Genomic DNA, 19,345 nt, shown 5'->3' on the forward strand with positions numbered 1-19,345 from the left:
GGCGGTTCTACAACGCGCCCGTAGCTCAGCCGGATAGAGTAGTGGCTTCCGAAGCCATTGGTCGGGGGTTCGAATCCCTCCGGGCGCGCCATCTCCCCCTGTGTTGCCTGCCCGCTGCCAGCCCGCGCTGGACGTTGCCGCGCGCTTCATCAACACTGCGCGCATGACGCCACCGGATCTGCTGCAGCTGGCGGCAGGCGCTGCGATTCTGGGCCTGGCCGCCTTGTCCACCGGAGTGAGCTTCGGCCGCGCTCGGCGTGGCAGTCATCTGCTCACCATCTTCTTCGCCTGTTTCGCCGCCGCCAATCTGTTCGGACTGGTGCTGTTGGGTGGCCAGGCCTGGCTCTCGGCCGACGCGGTGCGCTGGCTGCGGGTCATCGAAGTGCCGCTGGTCTATCTGCTCGGTCCGCTGCTGTATGGCCATGCGCGTGCGCTGCTGTTGCCCGCACCGGGCCACACTTCGTTGCTGCCGCTCGCGCATCTGCTGCCGGCTGGCCTCGCATTCGTCATTTCCCTGTTGAACGCACTCGCGCCTTCCGAGGGCTTGCCGCTGGGCAAGGTGCTGTTCCCGCTCAGCTTCCATGGCTGGCTGCTGCAGGGCGCCCCCTACCTGCTGGCCACGCTGTGGCTGTCGCTGCGCACGTCTTCGGCCTCGCGCGGAACCGCCATCCAACGCAGCGGACTGCGCGGGCTGGCGATCGTGATGGCGGGCTGCTGGCTTGCCAGCGCGATGAACCGGTGGCCGCCGGACACCGCTCCGCTGCTGGCCAGCATCGGGCTCAGCCTGCTGACCACCGCCGGCATGTACCTGCTGGCCTGCCGCGTGGTGCGGCAGCAGCTGCGCGCGCCTGTGAGCGCCGCTGCACCGGGCATGGGGAACCTTGTCCCCGCGCCCACCGAGGACGTCGCCGTCGCACGCTACCAGCGCTCGGGCATCGACGCGGCGCAATGCGCGGCCATCGCCAGCGCGCTGACCGCATTGATGCAGGATCAACGCCTGCATGAAGCCCCCGGACTCGATCTCCAGGGCTTGAGCCAGCATAGCGGTTGGTCACCCAACCAGGTCTCGCAGGCGCTCAACCAGGGCCTGGGCCAGAGCTTCTCCGAGTTCGTGACCGGTTTCCGCATCACGGCGGCGAAATCCTGCCTCTCCGACCCGGCTGACCCACGCAGCGTGCTGGACATCGGCCTTGCCGCCGGCTTCGGCAGCAAGTCCACGTTCAACAGCGCGTTCAAGCGCGCCACCGGGCAGACCCCCAGCGAATACCGCCGCAGCCGCGCCACCTCCGGCTGAACGTCCAATCCTTCACGCCCGGTCGAACGGCGCCCGCCGCTGCGTTGCCATCAGCGCTCGACCCGACGAAGAAGGTGATGCAATGCGATGGCAACGGATGATGTTCGGCCTGCTGTGGATGCTGGCGGTTCCTGCGCAGGCTGCGGTGGGGGATGCGGCGGGTGTGCTGGCCCGCGCCCGTGCAGCCAGTGGCGGCGAGCCGTGGCTGTCGGTACAGCGCCTGCAGGCTGAGGGCGAGCACTCGCTCGGTGGCTTGCAAGGCCGCTGGCAGCTCAACCAGGACCTGCGCGCCGGGCGCTATGCCGAACAGGCGCAGCTGGGGGCCTTCACTGTTGCCCAGGGTTTCGACGGCAAGCTGTCGTGGCGCCGCGACTACGGCGGCGAAGTAGGCCTGCTGGATGGCACCGTGCCACGCCGCACTGCCCGCACGCAGGCGTGGCTGGCCACCCGCGCCTACTGGTCCAGCGCCTATCCGGCCTCGCGCTTTGCAGGCCCACGTACCGAGGTCCACGACGGGCAGCGCTATGACGTGCTGTCGACGACGCCGGAGGAAGCGGACCCGATCGAACTCTGGTTCGACGCGCGCAGCGGCCTGCTCGGCCGGGTGGTCATCGCCTCCCCCCGCACACCCACCGCCACCACGCTGGAGGACTACCGGGCGGTCGATGGCCTGCTGCTGCCCCATCGCATCATCACCGATACGCTCGATTCCCAGGGCCGAGCCGATCCGCGACTGCGCAGCCACGTGCAGGTGCAGCGCTACCGGGTGGATCTCCCTGTGCCGGATGGGCTGTATGCACCACCAGCGATGGCCGACGACAGCTACATCGAGGATGCCAGCGGCACCACCCGCGTCCCGTTCGACCTGATCAACAACCATGTCTACATCGAGGCCCAAGTGGACGGCCAACCAGCGCGCTTCCTGGTGGATACCGGTGCCATCAACCTGCTGACACCGATCGCCGCCAAGCGCCTGGGGCTGACCACAGCGGGCCGCCTGAGCGTGCATGGTGCCGGCGACAACGCCAGCGACCTGGGCCTGGCGCAGGCCCGCCACCTGCGCATCGGTGACGCGCACCTTGCAAACCCGGTGTTCCACATCATCGACCTCGGCCAGCAGATCAACTCGATGGGCGTGCCACACGATGGCTTCATTGGCTACGAGACCTTCCTGCGCTTCGTCACCACCTTCGACTACGGCGCCGCGTGCTCAGCTTCACCCGACCGGGCCACTACCGGCCACCCGCCAACGCGGTGGTGCTGCCGTTCGAGCAGGACGACCGCGCGCCGGTATTGAACGGCGAACTGGACGGCATCCCGCTGCGGTTGTGGCTGGACACCGGCTCACGCAACTCGCTGAGCCTGAGCAGCCCGTTCGTGCGCACCCATCGTTTGTTGGAGAAGTACCACGCCAACGAGGAGGCAGTACTTGGATGGGGCCTCGGTGGCCCCGGCCGCGCGACCGGCCCGGCTCGGTGTGCTGCGCATGGGCGACATCAAAGTCACTGGTCTGGTCGGTGATCTGTCCAGCACCGACAAGGGCGCGCTGGCCCTGGCCGACTATGGCGCGATCCTGGGCGGCGGCGTGCTGCGGCGCTTCTCCATGGGCATCGACTACGACACCAAGCGCCTTTATCTGGTGCCCAACGCTGAAAGCACGCAGTCCGATGCCTTCGACCGCAGCGGACTGTGGCTGCAGACCGAGGACGGTGCACTGCGCGTAGCCGATGTAGCGCCGACCAGCGCCGGTGCACGCGCCGGCCTGCGCAGGGATGACTGCATCGTCATGATTGCGGGAGAGCCGATTGCCGCACGGATACTGGGGGACTGGCGTGCGCTGCTGCGCGAGCGTCCGGTGGGAACGCGCGTTGGCGTCCGCTATCTACGCGATGGCCGGCAGATGGATACCGAACTGGTGCTGGCGGACCGGGTGGCAGCGGGTTGGCCTGCCGATTGAGCTGGAACCGACGCGAACACCGTAGGACATCCATCGATAGCCATCATGGAATGCGGCTGCACGGTGCCGGTTCTGCGGTGCCGCCGGTGGATGGTCCGCCCGGCCTGCGCGCGTAGCTGTAATCGGGATCCCGGCAGGCGCGCATGATCGGACTTCGTGCGTGCCTGATCACGCCGGGGAACCAGCACAACGCCAGCACCACGGCCCAGATCACAGCCAACCAGAACCATCGGCCCAAGGCATAGGCCCAGATCATGGGCAATGCAGCCAGCAGCACGATGATCTGCGTATACAGCAGGTAGAGCGTGTGCAGGCCCAAGCGGGGATCCGAGCGCAGCATCACGCCACATCCCCTGCATGCCGTCTTTGCCTGCCGTCTCGATGCGGAAAGCAGCGGGAATCGCTGCCCGGCAGCGCCGCAAAGTGGACAGGTGAAGGTCAGCAGGCGCATCAGGCTAGCTCCTCTCTGTCGATTGACATCAACTGCCGGGCGCGAAGCCGAGCCTAGCATGGGCGTGGCAGGGGGGCGCCACAAACAGCAACGCCGGGCGATGCCCGGCGTTGTGTTCAAAACCAGTCGAGCCTGGCTCGACTCCACAAAGAGCAGATCAGTACTTCCCGTCAAACGCAAAAATCGGCTTACGCTGCTTCCACGCACCGGCGGTGAAGTCCGGGAACTCCAGCGTCTGGAAGCTGTTGGCGATCGACTGCTCGCTCAGCGGGGTGATCGCGCTCCAGGTCACCGCGTCATAGATGTCGATCGGCATCGGCGCCTTGGCCTTCAGCGCTTCCACGAACGCATGGATGACGAACCAGTCCATGCCACCATGACCAGCGCTGGCAGCGGTCTCGGCATTCTGCTTCCACAGCGGGTGCTCGTACTGGTCCTGGTACTTCTTGAACTCTTCCCACTGGTGCGGCGGGCTGCGGCCTTCGATGTGGATCGAATGGTTCACATCCATCCACAGGCCCTTGGTGCCCTGCACGCGGAAGCCCATCGAGTACGGGCGCGGCAGCGAGGTGTCGTGCTGCAGCAGGATGGTCTCGCCGTTCTCGCAGGCCAGCGTGGTGGTCACGATGTCGCCCAGCTTGAACTTCACCTTGGTGCTGGGATGGGTGGTGCCGCCACTCTTGGCCACGGTGTATTCGTGCAGGCCGCGCGCCTTGGTCGCAAAGGCGTTGATGTGGGTGAAGCGATTACCGCGGTTGATGCCGGTGTACATCGCGCACGGGCCGATGCCGTGGCTGGGGTAGAGCTCACCATTGCGCTCCACCGAATGCTCGGTGCGCCAGCGCGCTTCGCTCCAGCCCTTGGGACCGAACTCCACGCCGCTGTCGTAGGGCTGGTTCGGGTCACCGGAATTGAACTTCACGCCGCGCAGGTCGTGCTGGTAGCCGGCCTGCAGGTGCACCAGCTCGCCGAACAGACCCTGGCGCACCATCTGCAGCGCGGCCATCACGTCGCGGCGGTAGCAGACGTTCTCCAGCAGCATGTACGGGGTGCCGGTGCTCAGCTGGGTCTTCAACACGTCCCAGTGGTCCTGCAGGGTGATGCCGGCCACCACTTCGCAGCCCACCGCCACGCCGGCCTGCATCGCGGCAATTGCCATCGGCGCGTGGTTCTCCCACGGCGTGGCGATGATCACGCCATCGATGCCCTTCTGTTCCAGCAGGCGCTTCCAGGCATTGGTGTCGCGGTCCTGGCCATAGGTCTTCGGTGCCGGCTTGCCGGCCTTGCTGACCATCTCCACGGCGCGGCCGAGCATGATCGGCTCGATATCGCAGACGGCGACAACCTCGACGTCATCGCGGCGCACCAGTTCCTTCAGCAGCACCAGGCCACGCATGCCGGTACCGATCATGGCCAGGCGCACTTTGCGCCCGCGTGCCCACGCCGGGGTCTGCGGCAGCAGGCTGCTGGCGGCGACAGCGGCACTGGCCGCGATGAATTCCCTACGCTTCATGGCAAACATCTCTCCTCTTGGCAGCGTGCCGACCGAAGCCGGCACGCCAGGTCACGCAAACGGAATTACTTGAACCGGTAGCCGATGGTCACACTGTAACCACGACCGAAGATCGTTGCGTAGTCACTGGAGTCACCCAGGAAGCTGTTCGGGTCGTAGAACGGCAGGCGGTTGAACAGGTTCTTGACCGTGAAGCTCAGATTCCACGCATCATCCGGGCGCCAGGTGACGCTCATGTTGGCGGTCCACCACGACGGTGCACCGTCGCACTTGCTCTTCTGCAGGGCCAGGTAGCCGCCGGTGCAGGTTTCCTTGTTGTTGCTCTTTTCGTCGACCTGGTCGGTGGCCCACTTGGTGCCGCCCACATAGTTGACGAACATGCTGGTGGTGACCTGCTTGTAGGTCCAGTCGGCGTTGAGCGTGGCACGCAGGCGCGGGTTGTTGTAGTAGCCGACCACGTCGCCGTAGTACCAGCCGTTCTCCGCATCCATGTAGAAGCGGTTGCGGTTGGCGATGGTGGCGGCCAGGCCGATGTTCAGGTTGCCCCAGTCGCCCAGCGAGAAGCGGCTGCGCGCATCGATGTCGAAGCCGTCGATCAGGGTCTTGCCTCGGTTCTTGTACTGGCCCACCACGCTGGCCACGTTGCCGGCCGAATAGCCCGGCAGCACCGACGGGCAGCTCACGCCACTGGCCGGGTCGGCACACATGGCCGCCAGCTGCGCCAGGTTGGCGCGGTCGCTGTCGGTGATCGGCGAGCGCGACATCGAGATGATGTCTTCCATGCGGCGATAGTCCGGCGCGACGATTTCGTTGTTGCGGTAGATGAACCAGTAGTCGGCCGACACCGACAGCCAGCTCGCCGGCTCGTAGACGAAGCCGAGGGTGGCGATCTTCGCCTTCTCCGGCTTCAGGTCCTTGTTCGGCTGGGTCATGCGCGCAACGGTGCGGCTGCAGTCGACGTTCAGCATGTTCTTGCCCAGGTCGACATCACCCGGCCGCTGCGACTTCAGCAACAGGTTCGCGATGGCGTTGGTCTCGTTGCAGCGCAGCTCGTCGCGGAAGCCGCCCAGCTGGGCGAACACGCCGCCATTGCCGGACTCGGCCAGGCTCGGTGCACGGAAGCCGGTGGAGTAGGTACCGCGCAGCATCAGCTGGTCGAACGCCTGGTACTTGAAGCCGATCTTCGGTGCCACGTTGGCACTGAAGTTCGGGTACTTGTCCACGCGCACCGCCGCATCCAGTTCCAGCTTGTCGGTGATCGGCGCCACGGTTTCGGCAAACAGCGCGTAGGTGTTGCGCTTGCCGTCAAACCAGGAACCGCCCTGCTGGGTGATCAGACCGTTGGCGGCGTCGGCGTTGCCCGGAGTGTAGAAGGTTTCGCGGCTGGCGTTGAAGCCGAATGCCGCACGCATCTCGCCGGCCGGCAGCTGGAACAGCGGGCCTTCGATCTTGCCGTCGAGGGTGTGCAGGCGGGTCCACGACTGGATGTCGAAGGTCGGGAACGCTTCACGGATCAGCGCGGCGTTGGCTTCGCTGATCTCGCCGAACTTGTACGCCGGATGGTCGGAAATGATCACGCGGCCGGTGCCCGGATCGATCGTGTACGGGCCGAAGGCCTTCTCGAAGCCCTTGGTGTTGACGTTGATCGTCTGGTAGGTGGTGGAGTGGGTGCCGGCGCTGGCGAACGCGGTTTCCCAGTTCCAGTCGCCCCGGTTGCCACGCGCACCGGCCAGCACGCGGTAGCTCTTGTCGGTATTGCGCTGGCCGAAATAGTTCGGGCCGGCATCCTGCAGCAGGTAGTTCAGGCCGACCACACCGCCCATCATCGCCTTCATCTGCGGGCTGGCGTGGTTGTATTCGTTGTTCGGGCCCAGGAACGGGTACAGGAACTGGTTGACGGTGTTGCCGGTATTGCGCGAGAACCAGCTGGTCGGGTTGCCGGTGGTGGTGCCGTAGGTGCGCGGCGTGCCGCCGTTGGCGCGCAGGTCGATGTCGGTGTAGGTCGCCTCGGCGAAGATCTCGGTGCTGTCACCGACCAGGAAGGTGCCGTTGAGGTAGGCGGTGTTGCGCTCGGACTTGGCGCCGGCATCGATCTCGTTGTTCATCCAGGTTTCCCAGACGCAACGCGGACCGGCCGCTTCACTGGTCAGCACGTTCCTGCAACCCGGCGCAGCTTCCTGCACACGGCGGCCGGTGACTGGATCGAAGGCGAAGTAAGTGCCCGGATTGAATTCACCCGGCTTGCTGCCCACGCCCAGGCGCAGGTTGTTGAGGTAGTTCGGATTGTTGACGTAGTACTGGTCGGGCCGCTTGTCGTAGAAATCGCTCAGCGGGATCGCGTCGCGGCGGTACATGTTCACCGCGCCGTAGATGTTGAAGCGGTTCTCGGTCAGGTCACCGAAGCCGGCGGTGATGCTGGCCTGGCGCTCGCCGTAGGAATCGATGCGCGAGGAGGTGTCGTTGGTGAAGCTGACCTCGGCCCCCTGGAAGTTGCGCTTGGTGATCACGTTGATCACACCGGCCACCGCATCGGTGCCGTACACCGCCGAGGCGCCGTCGGTCAGCACTTCCATGCGCTCGATGGCCGCGGCCGGGATCGCATCGATGTTGACGAACTGGGTCTGGAAGCCGGCCGGCGCACCGTAGTACGACAGGCGGCGACCGTTCAGCAGCACCAGCGTGCCCTGGGCACCGAGGCCACGCAGGTTGGCCTGCGAGGCACCGTCGGAGCCGGTGAACAGCGAACGCGCGTCCTGCTGCGCCGGGCGTGCGGCCGGCAGGTTGTCGAGCACCTGCAGCAGCGTGCGTGCACCCATGTTCTGGATGTCCTGCTTGCTGATCACCTGCACCGGCGAGGCGGTTTCAACGTCGGTGCGGCGGATGTTGGAGCCGGTGACCTCGATGCGGGCCAGGTCGGTGGCCTTGTCCTTGCTCTCCTGGGCGAAGGCAGGAACGGCGACCGACAGCAGCACGCCGGCGATGGCCAGCGACAGCGGAGCGATCGAACGACAGGGGGGGCGGTGGTGGCGGGCGGGCAACATCGGGGTTCTCTCCTGGCAGGGGTGCAGCGCAATAAGTGAGCGCGTGGGCGTTCGGCGGGCAAAACGCTCCCGGGCCACAGCCACGAGGGCCGTAGTCGGAATGGGCGGGGGGAGGAGCGGTGTTACGAGGGGGTCATGGGGCGACGATGCTGGCGGAGTCGCCCTCCTGGCCGATCAGTACGGCATTGGCCCAGTTGGCGCAGACCTGGGCGGGTTGACTGCCCTGCGCACCCAGCGTGCGCAGGCTCAGGGTGGAAAGGCCTCGGATGTCCAGCTCCGGCTTGACCACGCCGGGTGCCTTCACCAGGCCGCTGTCATACAACAGGCGGTTGTCACCCCAGACCTGGAACTGCAGGCCACCGGCGGTGCGGCAGGCGTCGTCGATGCCGAGGTCGGCACGCAGCAGGTGCCAGCCGCCCTGCAGGCGCAGGTCGATGCGGCTGTTGGCGCCGACGCCCAGGCCACGGCGGAACTGCAGGCCGTTCATGCGCATGCCGGCGTCGCCACGGAAGGACTGGTCGGTGCGCACCTGGCTGGCCAGCGCGGCCGGCACCGGCAGCTCGGAGAGATAGCGCTGCCGGGCCGGTCGCTCCGGTTCCTGGTGTTCGAGGATGTGGAAGGTGGACAAGGCGATCGGGCCGACGTCGCGTGGCTGCAGTGCATCGAATGCGCGGGCGCTGCCCTGTGCGGCGGTGACCATCGGGTCGGTGCTGCTGGCGCCGTCGCCTTCGGGGTTCTGCACGCTCAGCACGCGGAAGCGCAGCAGGCGCCCGGCATGGGCCGGGAACGCGATGCGCTGCACGCCCTCCTTCAACTGCAGGCGGCCACGTGCGATCGGCTCGCCCCACTCGCCATTGCTATCGCCCAGGTACACCTCGTAGTCGCGCACCTGGCCGTGCTTCCAGTTCTTGTCGTTGCGCGGCGCGATGTCGATGCCGTCGATCATCCTGCGCTCGCCGAAGCCGATCACCCACTCATGCGCACCGGTGCGCACGGCCTGGTTGCGCACACTGCGGAACCAGGTGGCCGGATCGTCGTCGAAGGCATTTTCCAGCGCATGGCCAGGCTCTTCGGCCGGGCGATTGACCACCAGCAGGCTGTCGGCCGGCAGTTCGCGGCCCAGCACCGGCGCGGCCGGATAGGCATCGTCGGCGGCCGCGGCAGCCACCGCGAAGTCCAGCTGCAACTGCGACGGCTGGCGGATGTCCTGGGCGGCGGTGCGCACATGCACGGTGCCACGACGCTCCTTGGCATCGAAGTACCAGCCTTCACTGGCGTTGTTGAACGCAGCGGCATCGGCCAGCGCCGGCAGCGCGCGACCACCGGCCTGCACCGCGCGCGGCGCCTGGCGGCTGAGCACGCGCAGGCCATAGCGACGCTGCGCCAGCTGGCCGTTGTACTGGCCCCGCACGGCATCAATCTGCACCTGCACCGGGCCACTGCCCTGCGCCGGCGCCTGCACGCGGATCTGCTGCGTGCTCGATTCGCCCTGCTGGTAGCGGCGGGTGTTGCCGTCGTCTTCGTACAGCGTGTACTGCGACTCGCCCTGCGGGTACAGGTCGAACGTCACCTCATCGAGTGGCTTTTCGCCATCGAACAGCATCGACGGGTACATCGGCAGGATCGCACCGGCACGCACGAACACCGGCAGCGTGGCCAGATCCACCTGGCGGTCGAGCTGGCGGCCATCGGCGGCGGCCTGCACGCGGCGGCCGTCCCAGTAGTCGATCCAACCACCAGCCGGCAGATGGATGTCGCGGCGCCAGCCACGGCTTGCCGCCTGGCTGCGGTACACCGGCGCCACCAGCAGGTCGCGGCCGAGCAGGAACTGGTACTTGTAGGTTTCATCCTGCGCATGCGGATCGCGCGGGTTGTCCCACATCAGGCCACGCACCGGCGGTGCGCCGGTCTGCGCAGCCTCGTGCACCAGCCCGTACATGTACGGGGTCAGGCGCATCTTCAACTTCAGGTAATCGCGGTTGATGCTGCGGTAGGGCTCGTCGTACCACCACGGGTGCTTGCGCGCATTCGACGACCAGCCGCTCATGCCCATCAGCACCGGGGTGAAGGCCTTCCACTGCAGGTCGCGGGTGAAGGTCTCGGCGCTGCCGCCGAAGATCGCATCGACGTCGCCGCTGGCGTAGGCCATGCCGGACAGCCCCGAACCGACCAGGGTCGGTACGTGCCAGCGGATGTAGTCCCAGCTGCTGCTCTGGTCGCCGGTCCATGCCACCGCATAGCGCTGGATGCCGGCCCAGCCCATCACCGTCCACAGGAACGGGCGCGAATCGGAGTTGTCGAGGATGCCGTTGAATGCCTGGCGGTTGGCGTCCATCGCGAACTGGTAGCCCTTGCCGGTCCAGGCCACGTCCAGCTTCTGCACGCGGCTGCCGGCTTTGCCCACTTCCCAGGCGATCTTGTCGACGCCGTTCTCGGTCCACAGACCGGTGCGGAAACCGTACTTGGCCAAGCCCTTCACCGTTTCCGGCAACTGCTTGTAACCGCAGCCGTAACCATCATTGGGCAGGATCCAGCCACCGGGCATGTCGTGGGCGCGGTATTGCTTGGCCACGCTGTCGATCACATCCGGGGTGGTGCCGGTCGGGCCGTCGCTCCAGCCTTCGGGCACGGTGCCGGGCTTCTTGCTGTTGTCGCCGTCGTTGTAGCAATCGGCATCGCCGTAGGACAGCGCCCAGCGCGCCACCATGTTGGGGCGGCCGGTCAGCTGGGTGTAGCGCTCGATCAGTTTCGGCAGGTCGGCGCCGACGAAGTAGTACGCATCGAAGCGGTCTTCGCGGTGCAGCAGCGTGGCCTGGTCGGTCTCGCGCAGATCGTAGCTGCCATCGCTCCAGGTATTGCGCAGCATGCCCCAGCCGCGGCTGCTCAGGAGCATCGGCGCCGGGCTGGGGCGGTCGCCCTCTTCCCAGCCGCCGGAATAGGACACCTCCAGCTCGCGTCCCTTGAACTGGTAGCGGCCATTCTGCTGGCCACCACCGAAGTAGCCTTCGTCAGCCTGCGAGGACAGCACCTGCACGCTCTGCGTGGCATCCAGGTCCAGCGGCTGCAGTTCCTGCCACAAGGCGGTGGGCTGGCCGTTGTCCAGGCGCTCCAGGCGCAGGCGCAACGGCTGCCGCTGCACATGCAGCACCAGTGCATCGGTGCGCACGCGGATTTCCTGCACGTCCTCTTCCAGCTGCGCCCGCACGTTCGCCTTGGGCTGCGGCAGTACGATCGGTGCGGCCTTGTCACCTGCACCGGTGAGCTTGCCGTTGCGGCCGGCCTGCACGCGGATGATGTCGGTGGCCGGCAGCTCGATGCGGATGCGCGCCCTTGTCGGTCTGCAGATCCCAGCCCTGCACGCCGTCGCGGCTGGCGCTGGCGCTGACCGAACGCAGGTTGCCGACGGGCTCGGCCCGGGCCGGCATGGACGCCAGCATCAATGCCGGCAACAGGGCCAGCATCAGCGGCGAGCGACGAACGCAGATTTCCACGCGGACTCCCAAACCGTTCACCGGGCGTTTCGAAAGCGATTGGGCCGACTCTAGGGCAGCGATTCGAAAGATGTCAACAAATTGAAAGGAAAAAGGAAGATATATTCCATTGAAGCGAAAGTTGTTGCGCCGCAATACTTTGTGTAAGCGCTTGCAGGCGCCTGTTAAGCATTGTGCGATACGGCATCCGGCCGGTTCTTTCGTTTTCCCAAGCACTCCCGGGCGGGAAAAGTCACCACTCCATTTTCTTTCTTTTTACTTTCGCTATTTGACATTTCGAAAGAAAACACAGATGGTGCGCTGGCCCAACTGGAACCTCCGAATGGACGTCACCCTGCTTTCCGATGTGTCCGCCTGGCAGCGCCTTGGCGGAGCCGATACCGCTATCGAAATCGCCCAGCAGCCTGCGCTGTGGGAAGCCCTCGCGCAGGACCTGTCGCGTGCCCGCGACCGCCTGCTGGCCTTCCTCGGCGACAGCCTCAACGATCCCAACCAGCGCGTGCTGTTCACCGGCGCCGGCAGCTCCGGCTTCATCGCCGAAATGGTGGCCGATGCAATCAACGCGCAATGGCCGGCCGAGGTGCGCGTGGTGCATACCACCAGCCTGCTGACCCACCCGGCGCTGTACCTGCAGCGCGAGCGCCCGACCCTGCTGGTCTCGTTCGGCCGCAGCGGCTCCAGCCCGGAAAGCGTGGCGGCGGTGGACCGCGTGCGCAGCGACGTGGATGACGCGCGCTTCCTCGACATCACCTGCAATGCCGATGGCGAACTGGCCCGTCGTGGCGCCGGCCGTGCCGATACCTGCACTCTGCTGATGCCCTCGGCCAGCTGTGACCGTGCCTTCGCCATGACCAGCAGCCTGACCTGCATGCTGCTGGCGGCACTGACCGTGTTCGACCGCTCGCCGTGGGATGCGCGCGTGGCGCGCCTGAAGCAGATCGCCGCGCTGGCCCGCGAAGGCCAGGCACAGTGGGATGCACCGGTGGCCGCGCTGGCACAGCGCCCGTTCAACCGCATCATCTACCTCGGCAGCGGCCCGCTGGAAGCGCTGGCACGCGAGTGTGCGCTGAAGGTGCTGGAACTGACCGCCGGCCGCGTGCTGGCGCTGGCCAATACGCCGCTGGGCTTCCGTCATGGGCCGAAGTCGACGCTGGATGGCAACACCCTGGTGGTGGTGCTGCGCAGCGTGCAGCCGTTGGCGCGCCGCTACGAACAGGACCTGCTGGAAGAACTGCGCCGCGATGGCGTGGCCGGCCAGGTACTGGCGATCGGCCCGCATTCGGACATCGGTGCGGACGACGACTACACCCTCACCGTGCCGGCACTGGACGATCCGTGGCTGGCGCCGGTGTGGCTGGGCTTTGCGCAGCTGTTCGCGCTGCAGCGCTCGGCCGCACTCGGCCTGACCCCGGACAATCCGTTCCCGGATGGCACCGTCAACCGCGTGGTCAAGGGCGTCACCATCCACCATGGCTGAGCTGATCGCCCACGCCTGCTACGGCATCGACATCGGCGGCACCAAGATCGAGCTGGTGGCGTGCGATGCGGCGATGCAGGTCACCTGGCGCCGCCGCGTGGCCACGCCGCAGGGCGACTACGACGGTTTCCTGCAGGCGGTGGTGACCCTGGTCGCCGAGGCCGATGCCGCGCTGGGCCGTAGTGATGCGGCGATCGGCATCGCTCTACCCGGCGTGCGCGACCGCCGCAGCGGCCGCCAGCTCAGCGCGAACGTGCCTGCGTTGACCGGCCACAGCGTGGCCGCCGACCTGCAGGCACGCCTGCAACGTCCGCTGCATTTCGGCAATGACCTGCAGTGCTTTGCCCTGTCTGAAGCACACGGCGGTGCGGCCGACGGCTATCCGAGCATGTTCGGCGCCATCCTCGGCACCGGCGCGGGTGGTGGTTTCTGCCTGCACGGCCGCCTGCTGTCCGGCTTCAACGGGCTGGCCGGCGAATGGGGCCACTGGAGCGTGCCCGGTCATCTGCTGCAGCGCCACGGCCTGCCGCTGATCGACTGCGCCTGTGGCCTGCAGGGCTGCGTGGAGCGCTATGTGTCCGGCAGCGGCGTGGCGATGATCGAACGCCACCTCGGTGGCAGCGCCGCAGATGCCAGCGCGGTGATTGCATTGGCCGAAGCCGGCGATGCCCGCGCACGCAAGGCGCTGGACATCCATCGCGACCTGCTCGGCCACAGCCTGGCTGCGTTGGTGCTGGCGCTGGACCCGCACGTGATCGTGCTCGGCGGTGGTCTCTCGCAGTACGCGCCGCTGTACGCGCACCTGCCCGCCGCCATCGCCGCCCATCTGTTCAAGGGCGTGCAGGTGCCACCGATCGTGCCGCCACGCTTTGGCGATGCCGGCGGCGCACGTGGTGCTGCCCTGCTCGCCTGCCAACCCTCGTTTTCCTGATGTCCGGAGCCTGACCATGTCCCCGTTGCAGACCCTGCTTGCCTCCCACCGCGCTGGCGCCAACGTCGGCCTGTACAGCGTCTGCTGCAGCAACGAGCAGGTGCTGCGCGCGGCCATGCACGTGGCGCTGGCACACGGCACCGTGCTGCTGATCGAGGCCACCTCCAACCAGGTCGACCAGTTCGGCGGCTACACCGGCATGACCCCACCGCAGTACCGCGATTACGTGGGCACGCTGGCCGATGAGGAAGGCTTCCCGCGCGAACGGCTGATCCTGGGCGGTGACCATCTCGGCCCGAATGCCTGGCAGAAGCGCCCGGCCGCCGAAGCGATGACCCACGCGCGCGTGCTGATCGAAGCCTACGTCGCCGCCGGTTTCCACAAGATCCACCTCGACTGCAGCATGTCCTGCGCCGATGATCCGGTGCCGCTGCCCGATGCCATCGTTGCCGCGCGCTCGGCCGAGCTGGCCGAGATCGCCGAACGCACCGCCGCCGAACACGGCCTGCCGCCGCCGGTCTACGTGATCGGTACCGAAGTGCCGATTCCCGGTGGCGAAGCCTCGCTGGCCGAAGGCCTGCAGGTGACCACGCCGGCCGCCGCCGCGCAGACCCTGGCCATCCACCAGCAGGCGTTCGACACGCCGCAGCTGCGCGATGCGTGGCAGCGCGTGATCGCGATGGTGGTGCAGCCGGGTGTGGACTTCGACCACAGCAGCGTGCACGAATACGACCCGGCCGCCGCCAGCACGCTGGCCGGCTTCCTCGAACAGCAGCCGCGCATCGTGTTCGAAGCGCATTCCACCGACTACCAGCGCGAAAGCGGCCTGCACGCGCTGGTACGCGACCACTTCGCCATCCTCAAGGTCGGCCCGGCCGCCACCTTCGCCTATCGCGAAGCGCTGTTCGCGCTGGCCGCGATCGAAGCCGAGCTGCTGCCGGCCGCGCAGTGCTCGCGCCTGCCGCAGGTGCTGGACGAGGTGATGGTGGCGCAGCCGAAGTACTGGCAGTCCTACTACCAGGGCGATGAGGCCGCGCTGCGCCTGCTGCGCAGCTATTCCTTCAGCGACCGCTGCCGCTACTACTGGGGCGAGCCGGCGCTGGTGCAGGCGGTGCAGACCCTGTTCGCCAACCTGGAGCAGCACGCGCCGCCGCTGGTACTGCTCAGCCAGTACCTGCCGGAGCAGTACCGCGCCGTGCGCGAGGGCAGCCTGGCCAACACCCCCACCGCCCTGGTGCAGCACCGCATCGGCCTGTGCCTTGGCGAATACGCCCGCGCCTGCAGCGCCAACGAGGCCGGAGCCCGCGTGCAGAGCGCAGGTTCGGCTGCCGGCGTTCCTGCGAACAGCTAATCTCTACCTTTTCCCGCGAAACCGAGAATGGCCATGCGCAACACCCGCTCCCGCCGGCAACAGATCCTGCAGCTGCTGATCGAGCACGGCTCGGTGCAGGTGGCCGATCTGGTCGAGCGCTTTGGCGTGTCGGCGGTGACCATCCGTGCCGATCTGACCCACTTCGAGTCGCAGGGCCTGGCCACCCGTACCCACGGCGGTGCCACCCTGGTGCGCACGCCGCCGCAGGAACAGGACATCCACGAGAAGGACGCACTGAACCTGCCGCTGAAGGAATCGATCGGTGCGGCGCGCCGCGCGCCTGGTGCAACCCGGCGATAACATCATCATCGACTCCGGCTCGACCACGATGACCCTGGCCCGCCACCTGCGCGCATCGCGACGTGACGGTGATGACCAACGGCCTGAACATCGCCTGGGAACTGGCCAATGCCGCAGGCATCACCGTGCTGCTGACCGGCGGCCTGCTGCGCCAGCAGTCGCTGTCGCTGCAGGGCAGCCAGGCCGAGGCCAGTCTCAATTCGTACAGCTTCGACACCCTGTTCCTGGGCGTGGACGGCCTGGACCTGCAGTTCGGCCTGACCACCCACGACGAGGCCGAAGCCCGCCTCAACCACCGCATGGTCGAGCGCGCGCCGCATCGTGGTGCTGACCGACGCCTCCAAGTTCGGCCGCGTCAGCCTGCACCGCATCGCCCTGCTGGATCAGATCCACGCCATCATCACCGACGCCGGCATCGACGATGCAACCCGCGAAGGGCTGCAGCGGCTGGGCATCGAAGTGATCATCGCCGAGCCCACCGCATGACCGACACCCGCACCCTGCATGGCCGCATCCTCACCCCGCTGGGTTGGCGGCGTGGCCACGTCCACTTCGATTCGCAGGTGCGCCAGCTTCAGGTGGATGACCACAGCGGTGCCGACGACCTGCAGTTGCCGGTGATCCTGCCCGGCTTCATTGACCTGCATGTGCATGGCGCGGCCGGCGTGGACCTGATGCAGGGCGGCGACGTGGCACGCACCATCGCCCGCACCCATCTGCGCTTCGGCACCACCACGCTGCTGGCGACCACCATGACCGCCGGGCTGGACGAGATCGAGCGCGCTGCAGGGTGTGGCCGCTACCATGGCGGCGCCCGATGCCGACGCCGCCTGCATTGCCGGCGTGCATCTGGAAGGCCCGTTCATCAGCCCGCAACGGCTGGGCGCGCAGCCGAACCGCACGATCGAGGCGACGCTGGCATTGGTGCAGCAGCTGCATGCACTCGCTCCGATCCGGGTGATGACGCTGGCCCCGGAAATCGGCGAGCACACCGCGCTGATACCTGCGCTTTCGGCGATGGGCATCCGCGTGCAGCTTGGCCACAGCGCCGGCACCTACGAGGAAGGCGTGGCCGCGCTGCAGGCCGGCGCCTCCGGCTTCACCCACCTGTTCAATGGCATGACCGGCGTCGATCACTATCGCCCGGGCATCGCCGCAGCGGCGCTGGCACATGCACAGTACGCCGAGATCATTCCCGACCTGCAGCACATCCACCCCGGCGTGATCCGGCTGGCCGCGCGGCGATTCCGCGCCTGTACGCGGTGACCGACGCCACTGCCGCCACCGGCATGCCCGACGGCGAGTACGCGTTGGGCGAGCAGCGCGTGCACAAGTGTGGCGGCTGCGTGCGCCTCGCTACCGGTTCGCTGGCAGGTAGTGCACTGACCATGGACCAGGCGCTGCGCAACCTGGTGCGTGTGGGCCTGGACCTGGCCGATGCCTCGCAACGTGTTTCCACCTTCCCGGCCGATTACTTGGGCCTGGGCGATCGCGGCCGCATCGCGCCCGACGCCCGCGCCGACCTGGTGGTGCTGGACGCCGAACTGCGCCTGCAGCAGGTGGTGGTTGGTGGGCGCGTGGTCGATTTGAACGCCGGAAATACCTGACGCACCGCCTTTGTAGAGTCGAGCTTGCTCGACTGCTCTGCCGCGCCCCGCGCGGTCAGTCGAGCAAGCTCGACTCTACGAAGGCAATCCGCACCGAAACGCCTCCTGGGATATGCCGATGACTGCAAGCACCGCTCCGCGCTGGCCCGTACGCTACCTGCTCTTCATCGGCGGCCTGGGTGGCCTGCTGTACGGCATCGACATCGGCATCATCGCCGGCGCCCTGCCCTATCTTGAAGCGACTGCCAGCCACGCCTGGCAGCTCAGCAGCCAGCAGCTCGGCTTCGTCGTCGCGGCAGTGCTGCTGGGCAGCGTGCTGTCCTCGCTGTTCGCCGGCATGGTCGCCGACCTGATCGGCCGCCGCGGTGCGATGCTGCTGGCCGGCCTGCTGTTCACTGCCTCGATCCCGATCATGGCACTGGCATCCGGCTACACGCCCCTGCTGCTCGGCCGGCTGCTGCAGGGCATCAGTGGCGGCCTGATCGGCGTGGTGATTCCGCTGTACCTGGCCGAAGTGCTCAGCCCCGAGCGACGCGGGCGCGGCGCGGCCATGTTCCAGCTGCTGCTGACCGTTGGCCTGGTGCTGGCTGCCCTGATCGGCCTGTACCACGCCCACGCCGTGGATGCCGCCGCCGAAGCCGTGCGCTCACTGCCGGTCGCGCAGCAGGCGCAGGAGCTGTTCACGGTGAAGGACCACGCCTGGCGCACCATCTTCTGGACCTGCCTGGCGCCGGGCCTGCTGTTCTGCGCTGGCATCTTCTGGCTGTCCGAATCGCCGCGCTGGCTGGTGCGTCGCGGCCGCATCGATGACGCGCGCCGCAGCCTGCAGCGCGTGCTGCCGGCTTCGGAGGTCGAGCCGACGCTCGCACAGATCCAGGCACCGGAATCGAGCAGCGGCAGCGGCAAGCGCGACCCGCTGCTCAGCCGCCGCTACGTGGTGCCGTTCCTGCTCGCCTGCGTAGTGCTGGCCTGCACCCAGGCCACCGGCATCAACTCGGTGCTGGCCTACGCGGTGAACATCCTCAACCAGGCTGGCCTGTCCGGCTCGGTGGCCAATGGCGCCGACGTGGCGATCAAGCTGCTCAATGCGGTGATGACCGTGGTCGCGCTGCTGCTGGTCGACCGCAAGGGCCGCAAGTTCCTGCTGATGCTCGGCAGTGGCGGCATCTGCGTGGCCCTGCTGGCCGCGGCCACGCTGTTCTTCCAGGCTGAGCGCGGTCGCACCGACGTGCAGCCGCAGCTGCAGGCGGCGGTCAGCGGCGATGGCCTGCAGCTGGTGCTGGATGACGCGCAATGGCAGCGTCTCGGCGCTGGCATTGACAGCGAAGGCCGGCCGCTGCAGCTGACCGTGTCGTATGCCTACGGCGACTTCACCAATGTGCGCGCCCTGCGCAGCGACAACCTGACCGACCGCGAGCTGCGCATCGAGCGTGCCGGCACCGTGCAGCCGGACAGCGTGATCGGCGCGTTCTTCCGCAAACTGCACCTGAACCCGTTCGCCGACCCGGCCAAGGCCGCGCAGGCACCGCTGCGCATCGAGCAGGCACGCATCGGCCCGGTGCCGCCACCGGCACACGGCTGGGCAGTGGCCGCCTGCATCCTGGTGTTCGTCGCGTTCTTCGCGGTCGGGCCCGGCGTCTGCGTGTGGCTCGCGCTGTCCGAGCTGATGCCGAACCGCATCCGCTCCAACGGCATGAGCATCGCGCTGCTGATCAACCAGTTCGTGTCCACCACTATCGCCGCGATCTTCCTGCCCACGGTGGGCCACTATGGCTACGCCAGCATGTTCGTGTTCTGGGCGGCCTGCACCTTCGTGTTCTTCCTGGTGGCCGCGTTCTGGCTGCCGGAGACCAAGGGCAAGTCGCTGGAAGAGATCGAAGCACGGTTCGCCCGGTAGCGGTCGACCTGGGT

At 67.4% G+C, this 19,345-nt stretch carries 11 protein-coding genes, 1 tRNA gene and 3 pseudogenes; 11 read left to right on the top strand and 4 right to left on the bottom strand.

Annotated features, from left to right (window positions below; all coding sequences use genetic code 11):
- The first annotated feature begins 14 nt into the window (after positions 1-14).
- The 4 genes from ACZK2V_RS21905 to ACZK2V_RS21920 all read left to right on the top strand — a co-directional run bounded on the left by ACZK2V_RS21905 (position 15) and on the right by ACZK2V_RS21920 (position 3,251).
- Positions 15-91: transfer RNA gene (locus ACZK2V_RS21905), tRNA-Arg, on the top strand.
- 9 nt (positions 92-100) lie between these two features.
- On the top strand, positions 101-1,294 hold the full coding sequence (locus tag ACZK2V_RS21910; protein WP_223276873.1) for a helix-turn-helix transcriptional regulator: 1,194 nt from the start codon (positions 101-103) through the stop codon (positions 1,292-1,294).
- Positions 1,295-1,376: 82 nt separating this feature from the next.
- Positions 1,377-2,591 (top strand): retropepsin-like aspartic protease, encoded by a 1,215-nt coding sequence (locus tag ACZK2V_RS21915; RefSeq protein WP_486322802.1) that lies wholly within the window; start codon positions 1,377-1,379, stop codon positions 2,589-2,591.
- A 132-nt stretch (positions 2,592-2,723) separates the two neighbouring features.
- Positions 2,724-3,251 (top strand): PDZ domain-containing protein, encoded by a 528-nt coding sequence (locus ACZK2V_RS21920; protein ID WP_486322803.1) that lies wholly within the window; start codon positions 2,724-2,726, stop codon positions 3,249-3,251.
- 43 nt (positions 3,252-3,294) lie between these two features.
- Here the strand turns inward: ACZK2V_RS21920 and ACZK2V_RS21925 are convergent, their stop codons facing one another.
- From ACZK2V_RS21925 to ACZK2V_RS21940, 4 genes and pseudogenes are all read right to left on the bottom strand, one after another.
- Positions 3,295-3,702 (bottom strand): hypothetical protein, encoded by a 408-nt coding sequence (locus ACZK2V_RS21925; protein ID WP_486322804.1) that lies wholly within the window; start codon positions 3,700-3,702, stop codon positions 3,295-3,297.
- A gap of 157 nt (positions 3,703-3,859) precedes the next feature.
- Complete coding sequence (locus ACZK2V_RS21930; RefSeq protein ID WP_486322805.1) at positions 3,860-5,215, bottom strand: Gfo/Idh/MocA family protein; 1,356 nt, start codon at positions 5,213-5,215, stop codon at positions 3,860-3,862.
- Between the two features lie 65 nt (positions 5,216-5,280).
- Positions 5,281-8,256: a TonB-dependent receptor gene (locus ACZK2V_RS21935; protein WP_486322806.1), complete on the bottom strand. Its 2,976-nt coding sequence runs from the start codon at positions 8,254-8,256 to the stop codon at positions 5,281-5,283.
- A gap of 133 nt (positions 8,257-8,389) precedes the next feature.
- A pseudogene (locus ACZK2V_RS21940) lies at positions 8,390-11,747 on the bottom strand (TIM-barrel domain-containing protein).
- 322 nt (positions 11,748-12,069) lie between these two features.
- Between ACZK2V_RS21940 and ACZK2V_RS21945 the strand changes: the two are divergent.
- The 7 genes and pseudogenes from ACZK2V_RS21945 to ACZK2V_RS21975 all read left to right on the top strand — a co-directional run bounded on the left by ACZK2V_RS21945 (position 12,070) and on the right by ACZK2V_RS21975 (position 19,331).
- The gene (locus ACZK2V_RS21945) at positions 12,070-13,224 is read left to right on the top strand and encodes an SIS domain-containing protein (RefSeq protein WP_132810970.1); all 1,155 of its coding nucleotides are present in this window, start codon (positions 12,070-12,072) and stop codon (positions 13,222-13,224) included.
- Positions 13,217-14,155 (top strand): ROK family protein, encoded by a 939-nt coding sequence (locus ACZK2V_RS21950; protein WP_132810971.1) that lies wholly within the window; start codon positions 13,217-13,219, stop codon positions 14,153-14,155. The genes ACZK2V_RS21945 and ACZK2V_RS21950 overlap by 8 nt, the downstream gene beginning before the upstream one ends.
- Before the next feature lie 16 nt (positions 14,156-14,171).
- Positions 14,172-15,506 (top strand): D-tagatose-bisphosphate aldolase, class II, non-catalytic subunit, encoded by a 1,335-nt coding sequence (locus ACZK2V_RS21955; RefSeq protein ID WP_486322807.1) that lies wholly within the window; start codon positions 14,172-14,174, stop codon positions 15,504-15,506.
- Positions 15,507-15,539: 33 nt separating this feature from the next.
- Positions 15,540-15,827, top strand: coding sequence for a DeoR family transcriptional regulator (locus tag ACZK2V_RS21960; RefSeq protein WP_486322808.1), 288 nt, complete (start codon positions 15,540-15,542; stop codon positions 15,825-15,827).
- Positions 15,828-15,898: 71 nt separating this feature from the next.
- Positions 15,899-16,313 (top strand): annotated as a pseudogene (locus ACZK2V_RS21965) (hypothetical protein).
- Positions 16,310-17,434: pseudogene (locus ACZK2V_RS21970) on the top strand (N-acetylglucosamine-6-phosphate deacetylase). The pseudogenes ACZK2V_RS21965 and ACZK2V_RS21970 overlap by 4 nt, the downstream one beginning before the upstream one ends.
- A gap of 118 nt (positions 17,435-17,552) precedes the next feature.
- Entirely contained in the window at positions 17,553-19,331 is a 1,779-nt protein-coding gene (locus ACZK2V_RS21975; protein WP_032127188.1) for an MFS transporter, read from the top strand.
- Positions 19,332-19,345 lie beyond the last annotated feature (14 nt).

The sequence above is a fragment of the Stenotrophomonas sp. 93052_Sma genome, from assembly GCF_056481145.1.